Annotated in this window: 18 protein-coding genes; 2 read left to right on the forward strand and 16 right to left on the reverse strand. The window is 71.2% G+C overall.

The annotated features are described in order from the left end of the window. Nucleotides 1-44 precede the first annotated feature (44 nt). Genes F8568_RS14545 through F8568_RS14555 form a run of 3 tightly spaced genes read right to left on the reverse strand, consistent with a single transcriptional unit; the run spans nucleotide 45 to nucleotide 3652 of the window. Nucleotides 45-1094 carry a 2,3-butanediol dehydrogenase gene (locus tag F8568_RS14545; protein ID WP_151594077.1) on the reverse strand — a complete coding sequence of 350 codons (1050 nt, stop codon included), beginning with the start codon at nucleotides 1092-1094 and terminating at the stop codon, nucleotides 45-47. Next, nucleotides 1095-1928: an SDR family NAD(P)-dependent oxidoreductase gene (locus F8568_RS14550; protein ID WP_151594078.1), complete on the reverse strand. Its 834-nt coding sequence runs from the start codon at nucleotides 1926-1928 to the stop codon at nucleotides 1095-1097. It lies immediately after the preceding gene. After that, nucleotides 1925-3652: a thiamine pyrophosphate-binding protein gene (locus tag F8568_RS14555; RefSeq protein ID WP_151594079.1), complete on the reverse strand. Its 1728-nt coding sequence runs from the start codon at nucleotides 3650-3652 to the stop codon at nucleotides 1925-1927. Before F8568_RS14555 ends, F8568_RS14550 begins: the two co-directional genes overlap by 4 nt. 75 nt (nucleotides 3653-3727) lie before the next feature. Here F8568_RS14555 and F8568_RS14560 point away from each other — a divergent pair, with 75 nt between their 5' ends. Then, nucleotides 3728-4408: a TetR/AcrR family transcriptional regulator gene (locus tag F8568_RS14560; RefSeq protein ID WP_151594080.1), complete on the forward strand. Its 681-nt coding sequence runs from the start codon at nucleotides 3728-3730 to the stop codon at nucleotides 4406-4408. A 170-nt stretch (nucleotides 4409-4578) separates the two neighbouring features. On the opposite strand, the gene F8568_RS14565 is transcribed toward F8568_RS14560, so the two are convergent. The 13 genes from F8568_RS14565 to F8568_RS14625 form a co-directional block, all read right to left on the reverse strand. Continuing rightward, nucleotides 4579-5661: an acyl-CoA dehydrogenase family protein gene (locus F8568_RS14565; RefSeq protein WP_151594081.1), complete on the reverse strand. Its 1083-nt coding sequence runs from the start codon at nucleotides 5659-5661 to the stop codon at nucleotides 4579-4581. 34 nt (nucleotides 5662-5695) lie between these two features. After that, the gene (locus F8568_RS50355) at nucleotides 5696-7996 is read right to left on the reverse strand and encodes a CaiB/BaiF CoA-transferase family protein (RefSeq protein WP_151594082.1); all 2301 of its coding nucleotides are present in this window, start codon (nucleotides 7994-7996) and stop codon (nucleotides 5696-5698) included. After that, complete coding sequence (locus F8568_RS14575) at nucleotides 7993-9219, reverse strand: acyl-CoA dehydrogenase family protein (RefSeq protein ID WP_151594083.1); 1227 nt, start codon at nucleotides 9217-9219, stop codon at nucleotides 7993-7995. The genes F8568_RS50355 and F8568_RS14575 overlap by 4 nt, the downstream gene beginning before the upstream one ends. Before the next feature lie 24 nt (nucleotides 9220-9243). Then, on the reverse strand, nucleotides 9244-10455 hold the full coding sequence (locus F8568_RS14580) for a CaiB/BaiF CoA transferase family protein (protein WP_151594084.1): 1212 nt from the start codon (nucleotides 10453-10455) through the stop codon (nucleotides 9244-9246). A gap of 5 nt (nucleotides 10456-10460) precedes the next feature. Beyond that, nucleotides 10461-11390 carry an SDR family NAD(P)-dependent oxidoreductase gene (locus tag F8568_RS14585; protein ID WP_151594085.1) on the reverse strand — a complete coding sequence of 310 codons (930 nt, stop codon included), beginning with the start codon at nucleotides 11388-11390 and terminating at the stop codon, nucleotides 10461-10463. A 25-nt stretch (nucleotides 11391-11415) separates the two neighbouring features. Beyond that, the gene (locus F8568_RS14590) at nucleotides 11416-12261 is read right to left on the reverse strand and encodes a MaoC/PaaZ C-terminal domain-containing protein (protein WP_328600879.1); all 846 of its coding nucleotides are present in this window, start codon (nucleotides 12259-12261) and stop codon (nucleotides 11416-11418) included. Nucleotides 12262-12302: 41 nt separating this feature from the next. Continuing rightward, nucleotides 12303-13451: a thiolase C-terminal domain-containing protein gene (locus F8568_RS14595; protein WP_151594086.1), complete on the reverse strand. Its 1149-nt coding sequence runs from the start codon at nucleotides 13449-13451 to the stop codon at nucleotides 12303-12305. After that, nucleotides 13448-13861, reverse strand: coding sequence for a Zn-ribbon domain-containing OB-fold protein (locus tag F8568_RS14600; RefSeq protein ID WP_151594087.1), 414 nt, complete (start codon nucleotides 13859-13861; stop codon nucleotides 13448-13450). The genes F8568_RS14595 and F8568_RS14600 overlap by 4 nt, the downstream gene beginning before the upstream one ends. A 199-nt stretch (nucleotides 13862-14060) precedes the next feature. After that, nucleotides 14061-14837, reverse strand: coding sequence for an enoyl-CoA hydratase/isomerase family protein (locus F8568_RS14605; RefSeq protein WP_151594088.1), 777 nt, complete (start codon nucleotides 14835-14837; stop codon nucleotides 14061-14063). A gap of 14 nt (nucleotides 14838-14851) precedes the next feature. Next, a complete protein-coding gene (locus F8568_RS14610) occupies nucleotides 14852-15820 on the reverse strand; it encodes a quinone oxidoreductase family protein (RefSeq protein WP_151594089.1) in 969 nt (322 codons plus the stop codon). After that, on the reverse strand, nucleotides 15817-16731 hold the full coding sequence (locus F8568_RS14615) for a hydroxymethylglutaryl-CoA lyase (protein ID WP_202124960.1): 915 nt from the start codon (nucleotides 16729-16731) through the stop codon (nucleotides 15817-15819). The genes F8568_RS14610 and F8568_RS14615 overlap by 4 nt, the downstream gene beginning before the upstream one ends. 47 nt (nucleotides 16732-16778) lie before the next feature. Then, nucleotides 16779-18011: an acetyl-CoA hydrolase/transferase family protein gene (locus F8568_RS14620; RefSeq protein WP_151594091.1), complete on the reverse strand. Its 1233-nt coding sequence runs from the start codon at nucleotides 18009-18011 to the stop codon at nucleotides 16779-16781. 38 nt (nucleotides 18012-18049) lie between these two features. After that, complete coding sequence (locus tag F8568_RS14625; protein ID WP_151594092.1) at nucleotides 18050-19216, reverse strand: acyl-CoA dehydrogenase family protein; 1167 nt, start codon at nucleotides 19214-19216, stop codon at nucleotides 18050-18052. Nucleotides 19217-19351: 135 nt separating this feature from the next. Here F8568_RS14625 and F8568_RS14630 point away from each other — a divergent pair, with 135 nt between their 5' ends. After that, on the forward strand, nucleotides 19352-20128 hold the full coding sequence (locus F8568_RS14630; RefSeq protein WP_151594093.1) for a FadR/GntR family transcriptional regulator: 777 nt from the start codon (nucleotides 19352-19354) through the stop codon (nucleotides 20126-20128). Nucleotides 20129-20131: the final 3 nt, after the last annotated feature.

Raw genomic sequence — 20131 nt, forward strand, 5'->3', positions numbered from 1 at the left:
CCACAAAGCTCGGCCGGATGGTGCCTCTGCTGGTCGGGGTCGGGTTACGGGTGGACGAGGATCTTGACGTGCTCGCTGCCGTGTTCGAGGAGAGCCTCGTAGCCGAGACGGGGAGCGTCGTCCAGGGCGATGCGGTCGCTGATCAGGGCGTCGGGGCGCAGGCGTTGGTCGGCGATCGCCTGGATGACGGCGGGGAAGTCGAGGCCGTTGTAGGCGAAACTTCCGGTGTAGTTGATCTCGGTGAGCATCAGGATGTCGGGGTCGAGTTCGACGGGGCGACCTTGGGAGACTGCGACGGCCCTGCCGGCCTTGGCCAGTGCTCCGAGCAAGGCCGACACGGCGGGGGTGCCCGCGCCGGAGGCCTCGAAGGACACCTCGACGCCGGCGGGGACGTGCCGGCGGACCTGTGCGACGACGTCGTCCTGAGCCGGGTCCAGGACCAGATCGGCGCCGGACAGGGCGGCCAGGCCTCTGCGTGCGGTGTTGACTTCGCTGACCGCGACGAAGGCCGCGCCATGGGCCTTGGCGGCCAGGAGCAGGCCGAGCCCGATCGGGCCGGCACCGACGATGAGCGCGGTCCCGCCGTCGCCGAGGCCGGAGCGGCGGACCGCGTGCCAGGCCACCGACAGCGGTTCGACCAGCGCGGCGGTCTCGGCGGAGATGCCGTCGGGGATCGGGTGGGCACGATCGGCGGGGACGACGGCGTATTCGGACAAGCCGCCGCCTCCGCCCATCAGGCCGATGAAGCCGAGACTGTCGCACAGGTTGTTGTCGCCGCGGCGGCAAGCCGGGCAGGTGCCGTCGTAGACGAGCGGTTCGACGGCCACGAGGGTGCCCTCGGGCAGGCCGGTCACACCGGGGCCGGTCTGCACGACGCGACCGGAGAATTCGTGCCCTTGGACATGCGGGCCCAGGTCGCCGAGCAGGGGGTGGCGGAAGTCGTCGGGGACCATGGGCTGCTGGTAGTGGTGCAGGTCCGTTCCGCAGATGCCGTTCCATTCCACTTTGAGCTTCACAGTGCCGGAGCGGACCTGAGGTTCGGGGATGTCGTCAAGCCGCAGGTCGCGGGAGCCGTGCAGGCGCAGCGCACGCATCTATTCGGCGTCTCCTTCATCGATTCGAGGGCCGGCGGCCGGAGGTCGGGAAGGGGGCGGGGCGAAGCGGCCGAGGAGGGCGGGATACCGCTTGGTGTGGGCGCCGCCATCGACCAGGAGGGTGTCGCCGGTGATCCAGGCCGCGTGGTCGCCGGCGAGGAAGAGCGCGGCGGCGGCCACGTCCGCAGTGGCGCCGATGCGACCGAGCGGGATGTTGTCGAGGAACTCGTCCTGGATGGGCGACCGGGTGAACGGGCTGGTGAGCGGGGTGTCGATCAGTCCAGGGGAGATGGCGTTCACTCGGATGCCGCGAGGACCGAGTTCCATCGCGGCGACCTTGGTCAGCATCTCGACCCCGGCCTTGGCCGCGCAGTAGGCGGCCATGCCCTCGGCGGGCTGGCGGCCGTTGAGGGAGGCGATGTTGATGATGGAACCGCCTTCGGTCATGCGACGTGCCTGGTGCTTGATCGATAGGAACACGCCGGTGAGGCAGAGGTCGGCTACTCGCCGCCACTCGACCAACTCCAGGTCGAGGATGGGTGCCAGACCGCCGGTGCCGGCGGCGTTGACCGCGATGTGCAGCGGCCCGAACGCGCCGGCCGCGGCGTCGATCGCGGCCTGGACCTGCGCTTCGTCGGTGACGTCGGCGGTGCGGGCCGAGACGCGGTCGCCCAGGTCGCGGGCGACGTCGGTGATGGCGGCCGCGTTGATGTCGACGAGGGTGACCGTGGCGCCGGCGGCGTGCAGCTCCTGGGCGATACGGAGCCCTATCCCCGAGCCGGCCCCGGTCACCACTGCGTTGCGGCCCTCGAGCCGTCCCGGCGCGCTCGTCACGCGTCCGCCTTGGGCAGGTTCTGGTAATAGGGGATGACGATCTGGTCGGTTGCGGTCACATCGCCCAGCAGCGCCGTGGTGACCGGATGGACGACCTCGTTGGAGATCGTCACGTTGATCAGGGCGGGCCGGCCCGACTCCAGCGCCCGCCGCATCGCGGGCTTCAGGTCGGCGAGCTGGTCGACGCGTTCGCCGTGGGCGCCGAAGGCCTCGGCCACGCGTTCGTAGCCGGTCGGCGCCAGGCGGGTGATGATGTCGTTGCCGGGGCCGAACACCGCGTCCTGCCCGTGAATCGACATTCCCCAGGTGTCGTTGGACAGCACTACGGTGACGATCGGCAGGCCGTGGCGGACCATCGTGTCCAGCTCCTGGATGTGGAAGCCGACAGCGCCGTCCCCGGTGATCTGCACGACCCGGCGGCCGGGTTCGGCGTACTGCGCGCCGATCGCCCAGCCGTGCCCGACTCCAAGGTGGCCCTGGTACCCGAGCCGGAACACCAGGTCCGGCTCGGTCGCGGTCATCGCCGACTCGGCCCAGGCCGCCGACTCTCCGCCATCGGTGACGATGATCGAACCCGGGTCCAGTGCCGCCAGCACCTCTCGCGCCGCCCGGTAAGGGTGCAGCCTTCCGCCCATCTCCTCGGGGGCGTCGGAGAACAGCCCTTCCAGCAGCCGGTGCGCGCCGACCGCCCGCTCGCACCAGTCGGTCCGGTCCGGCCAGGACCCCGGCTGCGCGGCGTCGAGCAGAGCACGCAGGGTCGGTGCGCAGTCGCCGTTGAGCGCGACCTCGACGGGGGCGAGCCGGCCGATCTCGGCGGCGTCGGGATCGACCTGCAGGAGCCGGGCGTCGGCGGGGATGATCGTCCCGGGCCGCCCGGCGGTGAACATGCCCAGCCGGGCGCCCAGGAGCAGTACGGCATCGGGGCCGGGTCGCCCGGCGAAGGCGAGCGCGGCCAGCGAGGTGACGCCCTGGCCGTTCAGGGGGTGCCTCATCGGCAGAGTCCGCCGGGCCGGGCCGCTGCTGAACACCGGGATTCCGGTGGTCTCCGCGAAGCGAGTCAGTGCCGGGACCGCCGGGTCCCACAGCGTGCCCTCACCGGCGACGATCACCGGACGTTCGGCTTCTTGCAGCACCCGCACCGCCTGGGCCACCGCCTCGGGCGCCGCGACCGGCCGGGGCCCGAGCCCGGGTGCTCCGGCGGGCCGTAGCCGGGCCCGGTCCACCGGGGTGAAGGCCACATCGATCGGCAGCTCCAGGACCACCGGCCCTGGGCTCCCGGCCAGCGCCTGGCGAACCGCCAGCCCCAACAGATCCGGGATGCGCTCCGGGGCGGTGATGCGGTGCGCCCATTTCGTGACCGGACCAGCGGCGGCGATCTGATCGATGCCGCCCTGCAACTCGTTGGTCTCGGCCTCCCCCAGCGGCGGCGCACTGGTGATCAGGAGCAGTGGCACACCGTCGGCATAGGCGTTGGCCAGCCCGGCGTAGGCGTTGGTGAATCCCGGGCCGCTGGTCACCGCCGCCACCCCGAGCCCTCCGGTGGTGCGCGCGTACCCGTCGGCCGCGTTCACCGCCGCCGCCTCATGCCGGAAGTCCAGAAGCTCGATCCCCGATTCCCGGCAGCCGAAGAAGAAGGAGTCCAGATGCCCGCCGTGCAGGGTGAAGATCACCCGTGCGGCCTCGGCCACGGTCTCGGCCAGCAGCGACCCGCCGTTCAGACCCATCACGCCTCCTGATGTGAGACTGTAGGCTCAATTGATACTCGCGTATCAGAAGGCGCGCAAGGGGGTACTTACGCAATGGCCGCCACGAAACCCGGTGGACAGACCCTGCGGGAACGCAAGAAGGAGCGCGCCCGCCAAGAGATCTACGACGCCGCCCTCGCCCTGCTCGCGGAACGGCCCTACGAGCAGGTCAGCGTGGACGACATCTGCGAGCGCGCCCAGGTGGGACGCGCCAGCTTCTTCCGCTTCTACGGCACCAAGGCCGGCCTGCTGACCGAGTTCAACCGCCGCCTCACCGACCTGGCCCGCACCGCCATCGACCAGCACCCCTCCAGCACCCAGAGTGAGGAGGAAGACGGGAGGAAGGACGAGCGGCCGGGCGCCATCGAGCAACTCGGCATCCTGCAGCGCACCCTGGCCGCCTACTGGGCCTCAGCCGGCCCTGGACCGCGGGCACTCGCGCTCGCCTTCATCACCGAAGGCAGCATCACGATGCTGACCGACAGCCCCGGCGCCATCCACGAGGACCTGTTCCGCCTCGTCGCCGATATCATCGAACACGGCCAGACCACCGGCGAACTCAGCACCCGCCTCACGCCCGCCTTCGCCGCCTGGCTCCTGGTGACGACCCTTGCCGCCGCAACCTGCACCTGGCTCACCGGACAGACCACCACCGACCTGCACCACCTCACCGGTGCCGCCCTCGAAACCCTCCTCACCGGCCTCAGCCTCGCCCCTAGCCGCCCGTCCTCGTGAGCATCCCCCGTTCCGTGGACACCGATCACGCCCGCAATGCGGCACGGAACGTCGTCCGGATGCCCTGCTCCCCGCGTACGGTGTGCATCCGCTTCAGGTCCCGCATGGCCCGGCTGGGACATCGGCGGTCGACGACGCCGGCGCCATCGCGCGCCGTCGACCGCCACGGGCTACCAGTTCGCCGAGGTCTCTTCGGCTTGGCGGGTCAGCTCGAGGGAGGCGGCGATCCGCTCGTTCCATGCCGCGGGCTCAGCGAAGAGCCGGTGGTCCAGCCGGACCCGCTTGTACGTCAAGTGGAGGTCGTGCTCCCAGGTGTAACCGATCGCGCCGTGCAGCATGAGGGCGGAGTCGGCAACCCGGCATGCCGAAGCCGTGACCTGCGCTTTCGCGGCGGCTGCGTGCCACGCCGAGTCGGGGTTGCCCTCAGCCACCGACGCGGCCGCGTAGTAGGTGATGGACCGCGCCGCCTCGACTTCGACGAGCATCTCGACCGCCTCGTGCTGCACTGCCTGGAACGAGCCGATGGGCGCGCCGAATTGGACGCGCTCCTTGGCGTAGGCCACCGTCTCCCGTAGCAGCTGGTCCATCGCGCCGAGCGCGTCGGCGGCGACCAGCACCGCGGCGGTCGACGCCATCCTCATGACGGCTTCGGGTGCCGGGTCGGTGGGCAGCCGCTCGCCGGCCACACCGTTGAGCTCGACGTCGGCGAGGCTCCGGCTGCGGTCGAGCGGTTCCCGCGCCGTCACGACCGCCGCGTCGGTGTCGATGAGATAGGCGGAGCCGTCGTCGGCCCGGACCACCAGCCTCCCGGCACGGTCGGCGCCGAGCACCAGCTCCAGCCGCCCGCTGAGCCGCCCGTCCGCCGCGGAGACCTTCGGTGCCGTGTCGGGGGTTTCTCCGGCCGGGGCCGCCAACACGGTCGGCGGTCCGTCCAGCAGCAGCCCGACGCTCTTCGGGCTGTCGGCGACGAGGGCGAGCGCCAGCGCGCCTCCCAGCCAGGCGGCCGACGGCACGGCGGCGGCTCCCAGGCACTCGGCGACCAGAGCCTGCTCGAGCAGCCCGCCTCCCTGACCGTGCGACTCCTCGGGTACGCCGACCGATGACCAGCCCTGCTCGTGCAGCAGGCGCTCGAAGGCGACCGGGTCCTCGCCCTCCCACCATGCCCGCGCTCCGCCCGCCGGCAGCGCGGCGGTGAGCCGGCTGCGCAGCGACTCCTGGAGCATCTTCTGCTCGGACGTCAGTTCCCAGCGCATGACAACAGTCCTTCGTGTCGATCGGGTAGGCCGCTCATCGGTACACCGCACCGAGCCGCTGCGGCATCGGCGCCCCCGCTTCGACCACGCCCGCGCGCAACAGCTCCTCGATGCGCTCGGCAGGGTAGAGCTCCGCGAGCAGGGCGCGGGTGTGCTGTCCAGCCCCGGGCGTCACCAGGTGTCCCGAGAGCGCCGTGCGCCCGAACGCGGCGTACCGGCCGGGCGCCGTGAAGACCGTCCCCTCCTCGCCCGCGCGCACCTCGATCCGTCCGCTTGCGAGCAGCAGCGGGTCGCGCAGTACCTCGGTCACCCGACGCGCGGGCACGGCAGCGAGTCCCGCCCTGGCCAGACGGTCCGCCGCCTCCTTCGCGCCCAGGTCCGCCAGCGCCGACGCGACGGCGGCGACACGGTCGCGGGCGAAGAGCTCCTTGTCGACGTCGATCCCCGCGGCGATCAGCTCGTCGGGGTCGAGCGCGTCCCGGTCGCGGCCGGCGACCCGCAGCCAGCCGTCCGCGACCCGGTAGTAGCGGTCAGCGCAGCCGGTGCCCTTGTAGTCCCGGCCTCCGTTGAGCGTGGAGACCGGCTTTCCGTCGAGCTTGACCAGCCCTGCCCCCTGCGTGTAGGTCGCGACGTCGGCCAGCGACGTCCAGATGTGCTGCCCGCCGCCCGTCTGCGCGCGGTGGTAGAGGGCGAGCACGGCACCCAGGCAGGTGAGCGCGGCGGCGTTGAAGTCGGTGATCGCGAGGGTGTTGACGACCGGCTCGTCGTCGCCGCCCTGTGCGCGCATCATGCCGCTCATGGCCTGGAGCACCATGTCGACTCCCGGCCGGCCTGCCTGCGGCCCGACCTCGCCGAACCCGGAGATCCCCGTGGTGATGATGTCGGGGCGCCGGGAGGCGAGGGTCTCGTGGTCGAGGCCGAGCTTGCGCTCGGCGCCCGGGCGCAGCGAGCAGATCACGACGTCGCAGGTGCCGGCCAGGTCGTCCAGGATCTCTCGGCCTTCCGCCGAGGCGAGGTCGATCGCGATGCTGCGCATGCCGCGCGAGTACATGAAGCCCGTCTGACGGAACGGGTCGCCGCCCGTCGGCTCGAGCTTGACGACCTCGGCCCCCAGTTCGGCCATGAGCGACCCGGAATACGGCCCGGCGACGAAGGAGCCGGTGTTGAGGATCCGGATGCCGGCCAGCGGTCCCGGCCGCAGCGGCGCGGGACCCGTCACGGCGGGGGCGGGGCGGGGGGTCCAGCCGACCTCGCCGAGTTCGACGGCGCGCGGCGCCGCCACGGGCGCGCCCGCCGAGCTGGGCAGGTGGTTCGGCGTACCGGGCATCGTGAGGGTCCCGAGCCCGGGGACCGCCAGCTCGACCCGTTCGCCGAGGGCGGCGACCTGCGGCCGGTCGAGCCAGTCGTCCCGGTGGCCCACAGGTCCGCAGGGTATGCCCGCGGCCGAGATCCGCTCCACCCAGTCGTCGCAGTCGCGGGTCCGGAAGGCCGCCGCGACCTCCGAGCGCACCCAGGCGAACACGTCCGGAGCGGAGTAGGACGCGGTGCCGCCCCCCAGCCGCGGGTCGTCGAGGATCGATTCGATCCCCAGGACGTTCAGGATGGCGCGCTCGAACTTGCTGCCGAGCGCTCCGCAGGCCAGCCACCTGCCGTCGCCGCACTCGAACACCGTGTACGTCGGATGCCTGCCGAACGAGCCGATCGCCGTCGACGGGTCGGGGATGTCGGCGTCGACCGAGAGCACGCCGATCAGCGGGAGGAGCATCCCGTGCGCGGCGCTCACCGTGACCCGCTGCCCGAATCCGGACCGCTCCCGCTCGACCAGGCAGGCGACGGCGCAGGCCGCCGCCCAGGCGGCGTGGGAGGAGAACAGCAGGTCGTAGACCGGTTCGACCGGGTCGCCGCTGAACGACGTCTGGCGTGCGGCCATGCCCGTCCACGCCGCGAGCAGCCCGTGGGACTCGACATCACCCCAGGGCGCCGGGCCGTCCCACAGCGGCAGGTCCAGCCAGACCAGCCGCGGGTTCTCCCGCAGGATCGTGTCGCGCCGCTCGCTGTCGATCCCGCCGCCGGGCCCCGCCACGCACAGGTCGGCCGCCCCGAGCAGGACGGCGGCCTCTTCGGGGGTCGGCGGGCTCGCCACGAGCCGCTTGGAGCGGTGCCGGAACGCTTCCTGCGGCGAGAGCGCGCCGACGGGCGGCCCGCCGAACCTGACCACGTCGGCGCCGTGGTCGGCGAGGAGCATCCCGACGATCGGGGCGATGGATCCGGTGCCGAGCTCGACGACCCGCACGCCCGCGAGGGTCACCGTTCCCGTGGTGTCCGTTGCTGTCACCGTGCCTCCTGCACCGTCGGTGAAGTGCGTGACCGGTCCGGAGCGTCGACGGGCCGCGGGGCCCGAGGCATCCCGAGCATTCGCTCGGCGAGCACGTTGCGCTGGATGTTGGAGGTCCCGCCCGCGATGGCCGTGCCACGGGACTGGTAGGCGAGCCGCAGCCAGCTCGAAGCCGGGTTGTCCTGCGGCGCGAGCTGGCCCGCCAGCCCGTCGAGCGAGAGCCGCAGATCGGCGATTTCCTGGACCAGTGGCGTGAAGTAGAGCTTGCCGATCGAGGCGAACGGGCCGGGGAGCTCCTCACCCGTCTCCAGCGCGACCGCTCGCTGCCCGATGATGTAGTGGACCAGCGCGCGCGATGCGAGATCCGCCAATCGCTGCCGGATCTCGGGCCGCTCACCCAGCGGACGGCCGTCCGCGTCACGCCGCTCGCGCACGGCCTCGACCAGCTGCCCGACCGCCCGCTGGGTGTTGACCCGGCCGGTGGCGATCCCGACCCGCTCGTGGGCGAGCGCCGCCACGGCCACTCGCCAGCCCTTGTCGACCTCCCCGACCACCTGGTCGTCCGGGATGAAGAGGCCGTCGAAGAAGACTTCGTTGAACTCCGCCTCGCCGAGCATGTGCGCCAGGGGCCGCACGGTGATCCCGGGCGAGTCCATTCCCACCACGAAGCAGGTCAGACCGTCGTGCCGCCCCGGCGTGGTGCGGGCGAGGAGGAAGCCGCGCTGGGCGATCTGCGCGCGGCTGGTCCAGACCTTCTGACCGTCTACCCGCCAGCCGCCCTCGACCCTGGTGGCTCGCGTCCGCAGGGACGCGAGATCCGAGCCGGAGCCGGGCTCGGAGAAGAGCTGGCACCAGATGTCCTCGCCGCGCAGGATCCTGGGCAGCAGGCCGCGCTTCTGCGCCTCGGTCCCGAAGTCGATGATCGTCGGACCGATGAAGTCCTCACCGATGGTGTTGAGCCGGTCGGGCGCGCCGACTCGGTCCAGCTCTTCCATGAAGACCGCGCGGAGCCGGGGTCCGACGCCACCGCCGCCATACTCGGCCGGCCACCACAGGCCGGCGTACCCCGCCTCGTGGAGGATCCGCTGCCACTGTTTCCAGTACGGCACCTTGTCCACCAGGAGCTCGGGCTCGTCGGCGGGCAGCTGCTTCTTCGCGCCTTCCAGAAAGTCCCGCGCCTTCGCGCGGAACTCCGCCTCCTCCGGTGAGTCACTCAGCTTCATGCCCGATCACCGCCTCTCGCACGCTCACCAGGCACCTCGCCGGCGGCATTCCTCGATTTCGGCCTCGGTCAGGCCCAGCAGACGCGAGAGCACGGCGCCGTTGTGCTCCCCGATGTCCGGCGCCTGCGCCGGCGCGACGGGGGCCGACGCACCCAGGCGCAACGGGCTGCCGTACGCGTACCCCGGCCTGCCGTGGTCGTCGACCTCGACGAGCATCCCGCGTTCGCGGACGTCCGGGTCTTCGATCACCTCCCGGAGCCGGCGTACCGGCGCGGCCGGGATGTCGCCCTCCTGCAGGAGCTTGAGAGCGCCGGCGGTGGTGAGCGTGGCGATCCAGGCCGACACCACCTCGTCCACCCGGCCGATCGCCTCGACCCGGCCGCGCGGCGTCGCCAGGGACTCGTCGGCGAGCAGGTCCTCGCGGCCGACCAGCCGGCACAGCGTCTGCCAGTGCCTGTCGCGCATGCACAGCACGGCGATCCAGCCGTCGGCCGACGCGTACACGTTGTACGGCGCCACCGACAGCCCTCCATGACGGTTGCCGACCCGCTCCGGCGCCGTCCCGCCGGAGTCGAGGTAGCCGGCGATGTTGGACGTCAGAGTCGGCAGGATGGCGTCGTACATGTTGACCTCGACCCGCTGGCCGCGGCCTGTGCGCTCCCGCTGGACCAGGGCGCCGAGGATGGCGGCGGCCAGGTGGGTGCCTGCGATGAAGTCGGCCACCGCGCCGCCGCTCTTGACCGGGGGCTGCCCCTCGAATCCGGTGGCCGCCATCATCCCGCTGATCGCCTGGACGGTGATGTCCATGGCCCGCAGGTCCTTGTGGCGGCTGGCCGAATCGAAGCCCTTGCCGGAGGCGAGCACCAGGCGGGGGTTCGCCTCCTCCAGTCGGTCGTAGCCCAGCCCGAGGCGCTCCATGACACCGGGCGCGAAGTTCTCGACCACGACGTCGGCGACGGCCACCAGCCTGAGGAACAGCTCCACGCCCGCCGCTGACTTCAGGTTCAGCTCGAGGCCCTGCTTGCCGCCGTTGAGGAGGTTGAACGCCTGGCTGACGGTTGTGCCGTCGCCCCGCCAGCGGATCGGCTCGCCGCCGCCGGGCTCAATTTTGATCACCTCGGCGCCGAGCTGCCGCAACAGCATGGTGCAGTAGGGCCCGTTGTAGATCTGGCCGAGGTCGAGGACGACCATGCCCTCAAGGGCACGGCCGGGCCGCCCCGGTGCTGCGCTCGACATGGCCGTCACTTCGACTTGACCTGCCCCGCGAAGACGCTCGGGGGCAGGCCGTCGGCGACGGGGCGGAATTCACTCTCGAGCTTGTCGGCCAGGGCCTCCTGCGTCCAGGGCGCCTCGGACTGGACGCCGCGCACGATCTCCGGGTTCGGGTAGAGCCCGACCTCGAAACCGCCCGAGGACAGCACTCGACCGCTCAGCCATCCGGAGCGGTCGCCGGCGAGGTAGGTGGCGAGCGCCGCGACGTTGTCGGGCGAGCGCCGCGGGTCGGTCGCCTCCGGACGGTCCTTGATGGCGCGCAGCTCCGCCGGCACCCCCGCGACCAGCCGGGTTTCGGCGCTGGGCGCGATCGCGTTGGCGGTGACGCCGTAGCGCGCGAGGCCCTGCGCGAGCGAGTAGGTCAGGCCGACGACGCCCATCTTGGCGGCCGCGTAGTTCGCCTGGCCCGGGGAGCCGTCAAGGCCGGAGATCGAAGTGAAGTTGATGACGCGGAAGTTGCCGTCGGGCCGCCGCAGCGAGCGCCAGTACGCCGCCGCCGGCTGCACGGTCGAGAAGTGGCCGCGCAGATGCACCCGGATGACGGCGTCCCAGTCCTCCGGAGTCATGTTGAAGATCATCCGGTCGCGCAGGATGCCTGCCGAGTTCACCACGATGTCGAGGCGGCCGAACCGCTCGACGGCCGTCCGCACCAGCTCCTGGCCGGTGGCGACATCGGCGATGTCCCCGCCGTTCGCCAGGGCCTTGCCGCCCTCGGCGGTGATCTTGTCGGCCAGTTCCTGGGCGGGGCCGAGGTCGCTGCCGACGCCGTCCGGGCCACCGCCCAGGTCGTTGATGATCACAGTCGCGCCCTCGGCCGCGAACATCCGGGACACGGCGGCCCCGATCCCGCGGGCACCGCCCGTGATGATCGCGACCTTGTCCTCGAGGGTGTTGCCCATCGGCTCTACCTCTTTCCCTGGTTGACTAATCGTTGGCGAAGACGGCGCGGCCGGCGTCAATGACGACGCCGCCGTCCGCCGAGGTCCGGAAGAGCACGGCTCCGTCCTCGACCCACATCTCGACGGTGAGTTGTGCGGGCGGAACGACCGGCCTCGTGAACCGCCCCTCCATCCACCGCATCCGGCTGGGCTCCCGCGCAGCGAAGTTCTCGACGAGGAGCCGGCCGGTGAAGCCGTAGGTGCACATACCGTGGAGGATCGGTTTGTCGAACCCGCCGCGCGCCGCGAAGGCGGGGTCGCTGTGGAGCGGGTTGCGGTCGCCTGTCAGCCGGTAGAGCAACGCCTGCTCCGGCCGCACCGACGCAGTCCGGACGAAGTCCGCCTCCCGCTCGGGGATGGTGACGCGCTTGGTCGCCCCGCGCTCCCCGCCGAAGCCTCCCGCCCCTCGGATCAGCACGGTCTGCCAGGTGGTCGCGATCGGCCGACCGTCTTCGGCGTCGACGGCGACCTGCTTCTGGGTGACCACCCCCGCGCTGCCCTTGTCGAGCATCTCGACGACGGTGGCGGTGACCAGGGCGCGCCCGGACGTCGGGATGGGCCGGTGGAGCTCCATCGCCTGCGACGCATGCACCAGCTTGGTCATGTCGACCTCGCCGACTGGAGCACGCGTGATCCGCGTGATGATGTTGGCGAACGTCGGCAGGACGGCCAGCGCCTGGCCTGCGGTGTTCTCCGTCGTCAGATTCAGTTCGGCCGTCGGCTCGGCCGAGCCGGCACCGACGGCGACGGCGTAGAGCATGACGTCGCGCTCGGACCAGCTGAACTCCGTGGGCGGCGTCGACACGCCGATGACCGAAGGATCCAGTCCCACGTTCTACCTCCGCACAGTCGTGTCGGGCCGATGCCGTGCGTTCACGGCCGCTGATTGGAGAGCACGAGACTGCCTGCCGACCAGAAGAAGCCTCCAACGCCCTGGACGAAGGAAATCTCGGCCCCGGGCACTTGGACGACCGCCTCGCCCCGCAACTGCCTGACCGCCTCCTGGATCGCGAACATGCCGTACATCCCGGTGTGCGTGTAGGAGAGGCCACCGCCGTTGGTGTTCATCGGCAGCGAGCCGCCCACCGTCGTGTGGCCCTCGGCGATGAAGGCACCGGATTCGCCGCGCCCGACGAAGCCGATGTCCTCGAGCATGTAGAGCGGCAGGTGCGCGAACGCGTCGTACCCCATGAAGTGGTCAACGTCGGCGGGGGTGATGCCGGCCGTGCGGAAGGCCTCCGCGGACGCCTCGCGGTAACCCGAGAAGGAACCGAGGTCCTCCATCTGCGAGACCATCGAGGTCCCGGGGGCCTCGCCGGCTCCGAGCAGGTGGACGGCGCGCTCCGGGCGGGGCAGGTCGCGGGCCCGCTCCGCGCTGGTGACCACCAGCGCGCCGCCGCCGTCCGTCACCACGCAGCACATGTCGCGCGTGAAGGGGTAGGCGATCTCGGGGCCGTCCAGCACCTCGTCGACCGTGATCGGCTTGCGCCGGAACGCCCGCGGGTTGGGCTCCGCCCAGCGCCGCTGGGCGACCACCACCTCGGCGAGGTCGCGCCTGCCCATGCCGCGCTCGTGCAGGAAGCGCATCGCCGGCACCGTGAAGGTGGCGTACGGCGGCACGGCGCCGTACGGCATCTCGAACTGTCCGCGCGGGCTCGCCGCCTCGTTGGCCATCGGGGAGGCCCCGGAACGGGAGCGGCCGGACTCGCCGTGGCTGATGAGGACGGCGGAGGCGTGGCCGGCGGCGATGGCGGCCGCGGCGTGCCGCGTGTGCAGCATGAAGCTGCCGCCGCCTACGGCCGTGCCGTCCAGCCAGCGGGCCTTGATGCCGAGCCGCTCGGCGATCGCGACCGGGTAGGGGCGGGCCGTCGCCACGCCGTCGATGTCGGCCGGCGTGAGGCCGGCGTCGGCGATCGCGCGCAGCGAGGCCTCGGCGTGCAGTTCCAGCATGGAGAGCTCGGGCAGCACTCCCACCTCGTCGGTCTCCGCGGCGCCGACGATCGCGATGTCCCCGGGCCTCATGCGGCACCGACCGCGGGCCGGAAGACGGGCATCGGGCGGCCACCGCGTTCCTGGAACTCGACGGTCAGCGGCCCGTCGAGCACGAGCGCGTCGGGGTCCGGCTCCACGCCGACCAGGTTGGTGAGCATGCGCGGCCCCTCGTCGACCTCGACGATCGCGATGATCTGGGGCTCGCTCTCCCCTCGCGGCACCACCGGCCGGCGGTTGATCACGTAGGAGAGCAGCTTCGCCTGGCCGGACAACCTGCGCCATTCGACGTCACCGGAGTGGCAGTAGCGGCAGGTGCGGCGGGGGAAGAAGTAGAACCGCCGGCAGCTGAGACAGCGCTGCATCCTCAGCTCGCCCTGAGCCGCGCCCTCCCAGAAGGGCTCCGTCTCAGGCGTGACCTCGGCTTCGCCGAGTGAACCCATGTGAACCACCTCACTAATTTTTTGGACTGTATCAAGAATTGGTCATACCATAATAACCAAGAAGCGTGTCAAACCTCACATTGTGGTCGCAACTTCGCGTGTCAGCCCTGCTCTTCGCGTGTCGACTCCGCTCCTCGAGGCGCTGGCAACCGCGCGGTGGCGTCGGCCGAGTGCCCGGAGGAGAAGACGGCGTCGAGCCTCATCGGCCCTTCCAGACGGGTTCACGCCGCTCCCGAAAGGCCGCGACGCCCTCGACGATGTCCTCGGTGGTGAAGGCGAGGGCCAGCTGCGACTGGAGCGTCGCGAGCGCCTCTGGGAGGCTCATGTCCCGGGTGGCGTCCAGCGCGTTCTTGCCCAGCCGCATGAGGAGCGGCGACTTCGCCGCCAGGCGGTCGGCCCAGTCGGCGACGGTGGCCTCGAACTCCTCGGCGGGGACCACGGCGTTGACGATGTCGAGCCTGAGAGCCTCGCGGGCATCGATGGGCTCGCCCAGCATCATCAGCTCGTTGGCCCTCATGCGCGGCACGTTCCGGTAGATGAGGGAGGAGATCATGAACGGGAACACGCCGACGTTGATCTCCGGGCAGCCGAACCGCACGCCCTCTTTCGCGATCACCAGGTCGCAGGCGAGTGCGAGGCCGAAGGCGCCCGCGAGGACGTCGCCCGACGCGGCGCAGATGACCGGCTTGCCCAGGCTGCCGAGGCGCCGGTAGAGGCGGGGGAAGCGGTCGAGCCCGCCGTACTTGACCACTGCCGGCTGCCCGTCGGCGAAGGCCCGAAGGTCTCCGCCGGAGGAGAAGACCCGGTCGTGGGAACTGCGCAGCACGACGACACGCACCGCATCGTCGGCGGCAACCTGGTCCAGTGCCGCCAGCAGCTCGTCGAGCAGGGCATCGCTCAGTGCGTTGCGGGTCTGCGGGGAGTCCAGCGTGATGCCGGCGACCCCGGACGGCGAGAGGGAACGGGAGACGAGCACGGTCTGCCTTCCGGTCAGGGTTCGAGGATCGTCTTGCCGAAACCGCTGCCGCCCTCGAGGTGCTCGTGGGCGGTGCGGGCCTCGGCCAACGGAAAAACGCGGTCGACGACGACCGGAGGCACCCGGTGGCGCTCGAGCAGGGCGAGCAGACCGGCAAGGTCGCGCTCGCTGCCCATGGTGGTCCCGAGCAGGTCGTACTGGCCGAAGTAGTAGGGCCGGATCCGCAGCTCAGCGGTCTCGGCGGCCGACGCGCCCAACACCACCAGCCGCCCCCCGGGGCGCAGGACGCGCAGCGACTCCGCCCAGAGGCCGACCGAGTCCAGCACGATGTCGAAGCCGCCGGCCAGCTCGCGCACGGCCTCGGGCCATCCGGGGTCGCCGTACAGCACACCGCCGCCGGCGCCCAGCTCACGGGCCTTGTCGATCTTCGCCTTCGACGAGGAGGTGACCCACACGCGGGCGCCCACCGCCGCGGCGAGGCTCACGGCCATGGTGGCGACACCGCCGCCGGCCCCGAGCACCAGCAACGACTCTCCGGCCCGCAGCCGGCCGCGGGTGAACAGCGCGCGGTAGACGGTGACGCCGACGAGCGGCAGGGCGGCGGCCTGCGCCCAGGTCAACCCGCTGGGCACGGGCACGAGGCACTCGGTCGGGACCGCCACCAACTCGGCGTAGGTCCCGGGGCGGCTGTCGCCGAGGATCTCCCAGTCGGGGCCCGGCGCGCTGTCGTCCCGGCCCCACCACAGCGACGGGAGCACCATCACCGCCTCGCCCGTCGCCCGGTCGACCCCGGCCCCGTCGGCCCCGGGGATGTGCGGCAGCGGCGAGCGGTACCCCCCTCGCCTGACCAGCACGTCGTGCCAGTTCAGCGCCGCCGCCTTGACGGCGACGAGGGACCATCCCGACCGGGGTCGCGGGTCCGGGACGTCCTGGCAGCGCAGCACCTCGGGGCCGCCGTACGACTCCATCACCGAAGCCTTCATGCGCCGGCACGCTCCCCCGGGCTCCAGATCACGGGCCCCGCCACGATCGAGTGGCTGGTCAGCCTGCGGCCCAGCGTCTCCTGCGCCTCGCGGGCCGCATCGATCAGTCCGCCCAGGTCCAGGCCCGTGTCGATGCCCATCTCGTGGAACATGCTCACGAGATCCTCGGTGGCGATGTTGCCGGTGGAGCCCTTCGGCACCGGACAGCCGCCGAGCTCGCCGAAGCTGGATTCGAAGCTGCGGCACCCCGCCTCCAGCGCGGCGTAGGCGTTGGCGAGGCCCTGGCCCCGGGTGTTGTGGAAGTGGGCGGTGATCTCGACGCCGGGGAGGCGCTCGATCGCGGTGGCGAAGAACCTGCCGGCGTACGCCGGGTTGCACATTCCGGTCGTGTCGCCGAAGCCGATCTCGACGGCGCCCGCCTCGGCGAACTGCTCGGCGAGGTCGAGCACCCGGCCCATCGGCACCTCCCCCTCGAAGGGGCAGCCGAAGGACGTCGCGATGACCGCGCACAGGCGGACGCCCTCGGCCACGATCCGGGGGCCCATCCCGCGCACGTCGGCCATGGTCTCCTCGACCGTGCGGTTGACATTGCGCTTGTTGTGCGTCTGGCTGGCGCTGACGAACAGCGCCGCCTCGTCGAAGTAGGCGCGTTCCCTCAGCGCGTTCTCAAGTCCCTTCCGGTTGGGAACGAGCACCATCCGCGCCACGGTCGGGGGCAGCTCGATGCGGTGCAGCACCTCAACGCCGTCCGACAGCTGCGGGATCACGTCGGGACGCACGAAGCTCGCCACCTCGATCCGCTCGACCCCTGCCCGTCCCAGGGCGTTGATCAGCCGGACCTTGTCGCTGGTCGGGATCGTCTCCGGCTCGTTCTGGAAACCGTCGCGCGGGCCGACCTCACGGATGCGCACCCGGCGATCCTCGCCCTCCGTCGCGGAGGGATAGCTCTTAGCGTCCATTACGCCTTCACCTCTCCGAGGCTTCTCTCCAGCCTCTCTCTGTGCTCCGGCGCCGCCACCTCGATCAGGCGTCGGGCGCGCTCCGTGACGGTGCAGCCGGTCAGGTTCGCCACGCCGTGCTCCGTGACCACGGCGTCGACGTCGGCGCGGGCGGTCGTCACGACGCCGCCGCGCAGCACCGGCACGATCGTCGTCTCTCCCCCGACCTGCGAGCGCATGGCGATGACCGAGCGGGCACCTGTCAGGGAGGCGGCCCGGCTGAAGTCGACCTGCCCCCCCACGGCTCCGATCTGGGCGCCGCGCGCGATCTCGGCACCGACCTGTCCGAGCAGGTCGACCTCGATGGCCGAGTTGATCGAAACCAGCGAGCCCAGCCGCGACAGGACGGCCGGCGAGTGCGTGTAGCTCGCGGCCCGGAACTCCACCGGCATGCCGGGCAGGCGGGCGTACGCCGCCATGCTCCCGATCGCCGTGCCGGTGACCGCCACGCCCCGGTCGATCTCCTTGCGCGCGCCCGTGAGGACGCCCTTGTCGATCAAGGCCAGCACGCCGTCGGTCAGGATGCCGCTGTGAAAGCCCAGGTCGCTGTGGTCTTCCAGAGCGTCCAGGACCGCGTTGGGCAGGGTGCCCACTCCGATCTGGACGGTGTCGCCGTCCTCGACGAGGGAGGCGACGTGGCCGGCGATTCGCAGGTCCACCTCGTCGGGCGGCCGCGAACTCGCCTCCCGCAGTGGCCTGTCGGTCTCGATGACCGCCGCGAACGAGCTCAGCGGTAGCCTGAGCGAGCCCACGGTCGGCGGCATCCGGTGGTTGACCTCGGCAATGAGGGTCGTGGTGTGGGGAATGGCGTCGGCGGCGTACTCCACGCCGATGCCGAGCGTCACGATCCCGTCCGCGTCCGGCGGCGAGACCTGGACGAGTCCCACGTCCGCCGGGAGCAGCCGCTTCTGGAACATCCTGGGCAACGACGAGTAGTGGCAGGGCACCACGTCCAACAGACCTTGCCGGCTGAGCCGTCGCAGCTCGCCGAGCCCGCCGTAGGAGAGGATGGTCATGGCCGCGGGAAGCTCCCGCGAGATCCGCTCGTTCCAGGTGAGGCCGCAGAACGCCTGCACCGGCCCGATCGCGTCCACCTGATCCAGGAGCCGGTCGACCAGCGGCTCCGGCTCGGCGCTTCCCTGGCTCCACCAAACGCCACCGCCCGGCCGAAGGTACGCCGAAAAGTCGATCATCGTGCGTCACCCGTCCAGAGGCGTGCCCTGGCTGCGCATCAGTAGCTCCTCGGCAGCCCGAGAACATGCGATCCCAGGAAGTTCAGGACCATCTCCTGGCTCAGGGGCGCGATCCGCGTGAGGCGGGCCTCGCGGAAGTAGCGCGCGACGTGGTACTCCTCCGCGTACCCCATGCCGCCGTGGGTCTGGAGCGCACGGTCGGCGGCGGCGAACCCCGCGTCGGCGCACAGGTACTTCGCCGTGTTCGCCTCCCGCCCGCAGGGCAGCCCGCGGTCGTAGAGCCAGGTCGCCTTCCTGAGCATCAGCTCGGCCGCGTCGAGGCGGGCCAGGGAGTCGGCGAGCGGAAACTGGATGCCCTGGTTCATGCCGATGGGCCTGCCGAAGACGGCCCGCTCGTTGCCGTAGGCCACGGCCCGCTTCAGCGCCGCCCGCCCGATCCCGAGCGCCTCGGCGGCGACCAGGCACCGTTCGGGGTTGAGCCCGTCGAGCAGGTAGGTGAACCCCTTCCCCTCCTCGCCGACCCTGTGCTCCTCGGGGATGCGGAGGTCGTCGATGAACAGCTCGTTGGAGGTGATGGCGTTGCGGCCCATCTTCTTGATCGGCCGGATCTCGACGTGCGCGCGGTCGAGGTCCGTGAAGAAGAGCGTCATCCCCGCCGTCTTCTTGGGCGAGTCCTCGTAGCGAGCGGTGCGGGTGAGCAGCAGGATCTTCTCCGACTCCATCGCGTTGGAGATCCAGACCTTGCGGCCGTTCACGACGTAGTCCGAGCCGTCCCGCTCGGCGAAGGTCGTGATCCGGGTCGTGTCCAGGCCGGCGCCGGGCTCGGTGACGCCGAAGCAGACCCGCAGGTCGCCGCTGACGATCCGGGGGAGGTTCTCCTTCTTCATCTCGTCGGAGCCGTGCACGATCACCGGGTGCATGCCGAAGATCGACATGTGCACCGAGCTCGCGCCGTTCATCCCGGCGCCCGAGGCGGCGATCTGCTCGAGCATCATCGACGCCTCGGAGATGCCGAGCCCCTGACCGCCGTACTCCTCGGGGATGGTGATCCCCAGCCAGCCCGCGCCGGCGAGCGCGTCGTAGAACTCGGTCGGATACTCCTTCGCCTGGTCCTTCTCCATCCAGTACTGATCGTCGAAGCGGGCCGCCAGCTCGGCGACAGCCGATCTGATCATCCGCTGGTCCTCGGTGTACTCGAAGTCCACAACGCCACCCTTCTCGTAATGGATAGACCATATCTTATGGTCTGGCCAAAGTCACTCCCGCTATCATCTGACAGAACTCGCGGGCGGCGGTCTGGTACCTTAGGTATGACCAAAGACAGAAGATGTGGGTGGCCCATGACTGAGTCGCAATCGGGAGATGCCGGCGTGGTCCGCGTGGACGTCGCACTGGCGCCGCTCCAGGTGCCGAAGGCGTCGGACGTCCTGGCCGAGGAGCTCCGCGAACTGATTCTTCGCGGCGACTACCCGGAGGGGACCGCCCTTCCCCCTGAGCGTGAACTCGTGACCCAGACCGGTATGAGCCGCACGACCGTCCGCGAGGCGATGCGGATCCTGGAAGTCCAGGGCTTGGTCAGCGTGCGGACGGGACGCGCCGGCGGCGCCTTCGCACGTCGCCCCGGGCGCGACTCCATCGCCAACTCGGTCAACCTGCTGATCCGCGGCCAGCAGATCCGCATCCCCGCACTGCTGGAGACCCGCGAGGCGATCGAACCCTCGTGCGCTCAGCTCGCGGCCCGTTACCGTACCGACGCCGACCTCGCACGAATCGAGAAGGCCCAGGAGGCGATGTCCGCCGAAGAGGGGACGATCGCCGAGTTCCTCCGCGCCAACATCGACTGGCATGTCGCCGTCGCCCTGGCCAGCCATAACGAGCTGCTCGCCGGATTCATGACGGCCCTGTCGGACACGATCTACACGGCGACCGACAACCACGGCTTTCTCGACCAGGAGGTCCGGCGCGCCACGATCCACGCGCACAAGGTGATCACCTCCGCGATCCGCGACCGGGATCCCGACGCCGCGCTGCGCCGGATGAGCCGGCACGTGCACGCGTACGCCGCCTCCATCCTCGAGGTCGAGGAGCGCGAGGCCGTCGATGTGGAGGAGGTCTAGCCC

It is taken from the genome of Actinomadura physcomitrii, assembly GCF_008923205.2.
Classification (GTDB): Bacteria; Actinomycetota; Actinomycetes; order Streptosporangiales; family Streptosporangiaceae; genus Spirillospora; species Spirillospora physcomitrii.

What these genes read in the sequence shown, in the direction of transcription:
- F8568_RS14545 (WP_151594077.1), bottom strand. Translation starts at nt 1,094, where the DNA reads ATGCGTGCGCTGCGCCTGCACGGCTCCCGCGACCTGCGGCTTGACGAC.
- F8568_RS14555 (WP_151594079.1), bottom strand. Translation starts at nt 3,652, where the DNA reads ATGGGTCTGAACGGCGGGTCGCTGCTGGCCGAGACCGTGGCCGAGGCC.
- F8568_RS14560 (WP_151594080.1), top strand. Translation starts at nt 3,728, where the DNA reads ATGGCCGCCACGAAACCCGGTGGACAGACCCTGCGGGAACGCAAGAAG.
- F8568_RS14565 (WP_151594081.1), bottom strand. Translation starts at nt 5,661, where the DNA reads ATGCGCTGGGAACTGACGTCCGAGCAGAAGATGCTCCAGGAGTCGCTG.
- F8568_RS14575 (WP_151594083.1), bottom strand. Translation starts at nt 9,219, where the DNA reads ATGAAGCTGAGTGACTCACCGGAGGAGGCGGAGTTCCGCGCGAAGGCG.
- F8568_RS14580 (WP_151594084.1), bottom strand. Translation starts at nt 10,455, where the DNA reads ATGTCGAGCGCAGCACCGGGGCGGCCCGGCCGTGCCCTTGAGGGCATG.
- F8568_RS14585 (WP_151594085.1), bottom strand. Translation starts at nt 11,390, where the DNA reads ATGGGCAACACCCTCGAGGACAAGGTCGCGATCATCACGGGCGGTGCC.
- F8568_RS14595 (WP_151594086.1), bottom strand. Translation starts at nt 13,451, where the DNA reads ATGAGGCCCGGGGACATCGCGATCGTCGGCGCCGCGGAGACCGACGAG.
- F8568_RS14600 (WP_151594087.1), bottom strand. Translation starts at nt 13,861, where the DNA reads ATGGGTTCACTCGGCGAAGCCGAGGTCACGCCTGAGACGGAGCCCTTC.
- F8568_RS14610 (WP_151594089.1), bottom strand. Translation starts at nt 15,820, where the DNA reads ATGAAGGCTTCGGTGATGGAGTCGTACGGCGGCCCCGAGGTGCTGCGC.
- F8568_RS14620 (WP_151594091.1), bottom strand. Translation starts at nt 18,011, where the DNA reads ATGATCGACTTTTCGGCGTACCTTCGGCCGGGCGGTGGCGTTTGGTGG.
- F8568_RS14630 (WP_151594093.1), top strand. Translation starts at nt 19,352, where the DNA reads ATGACTGAGTCGCAATCGGGAGATGCCGGCGTGGTCCGCGTGGACGTC.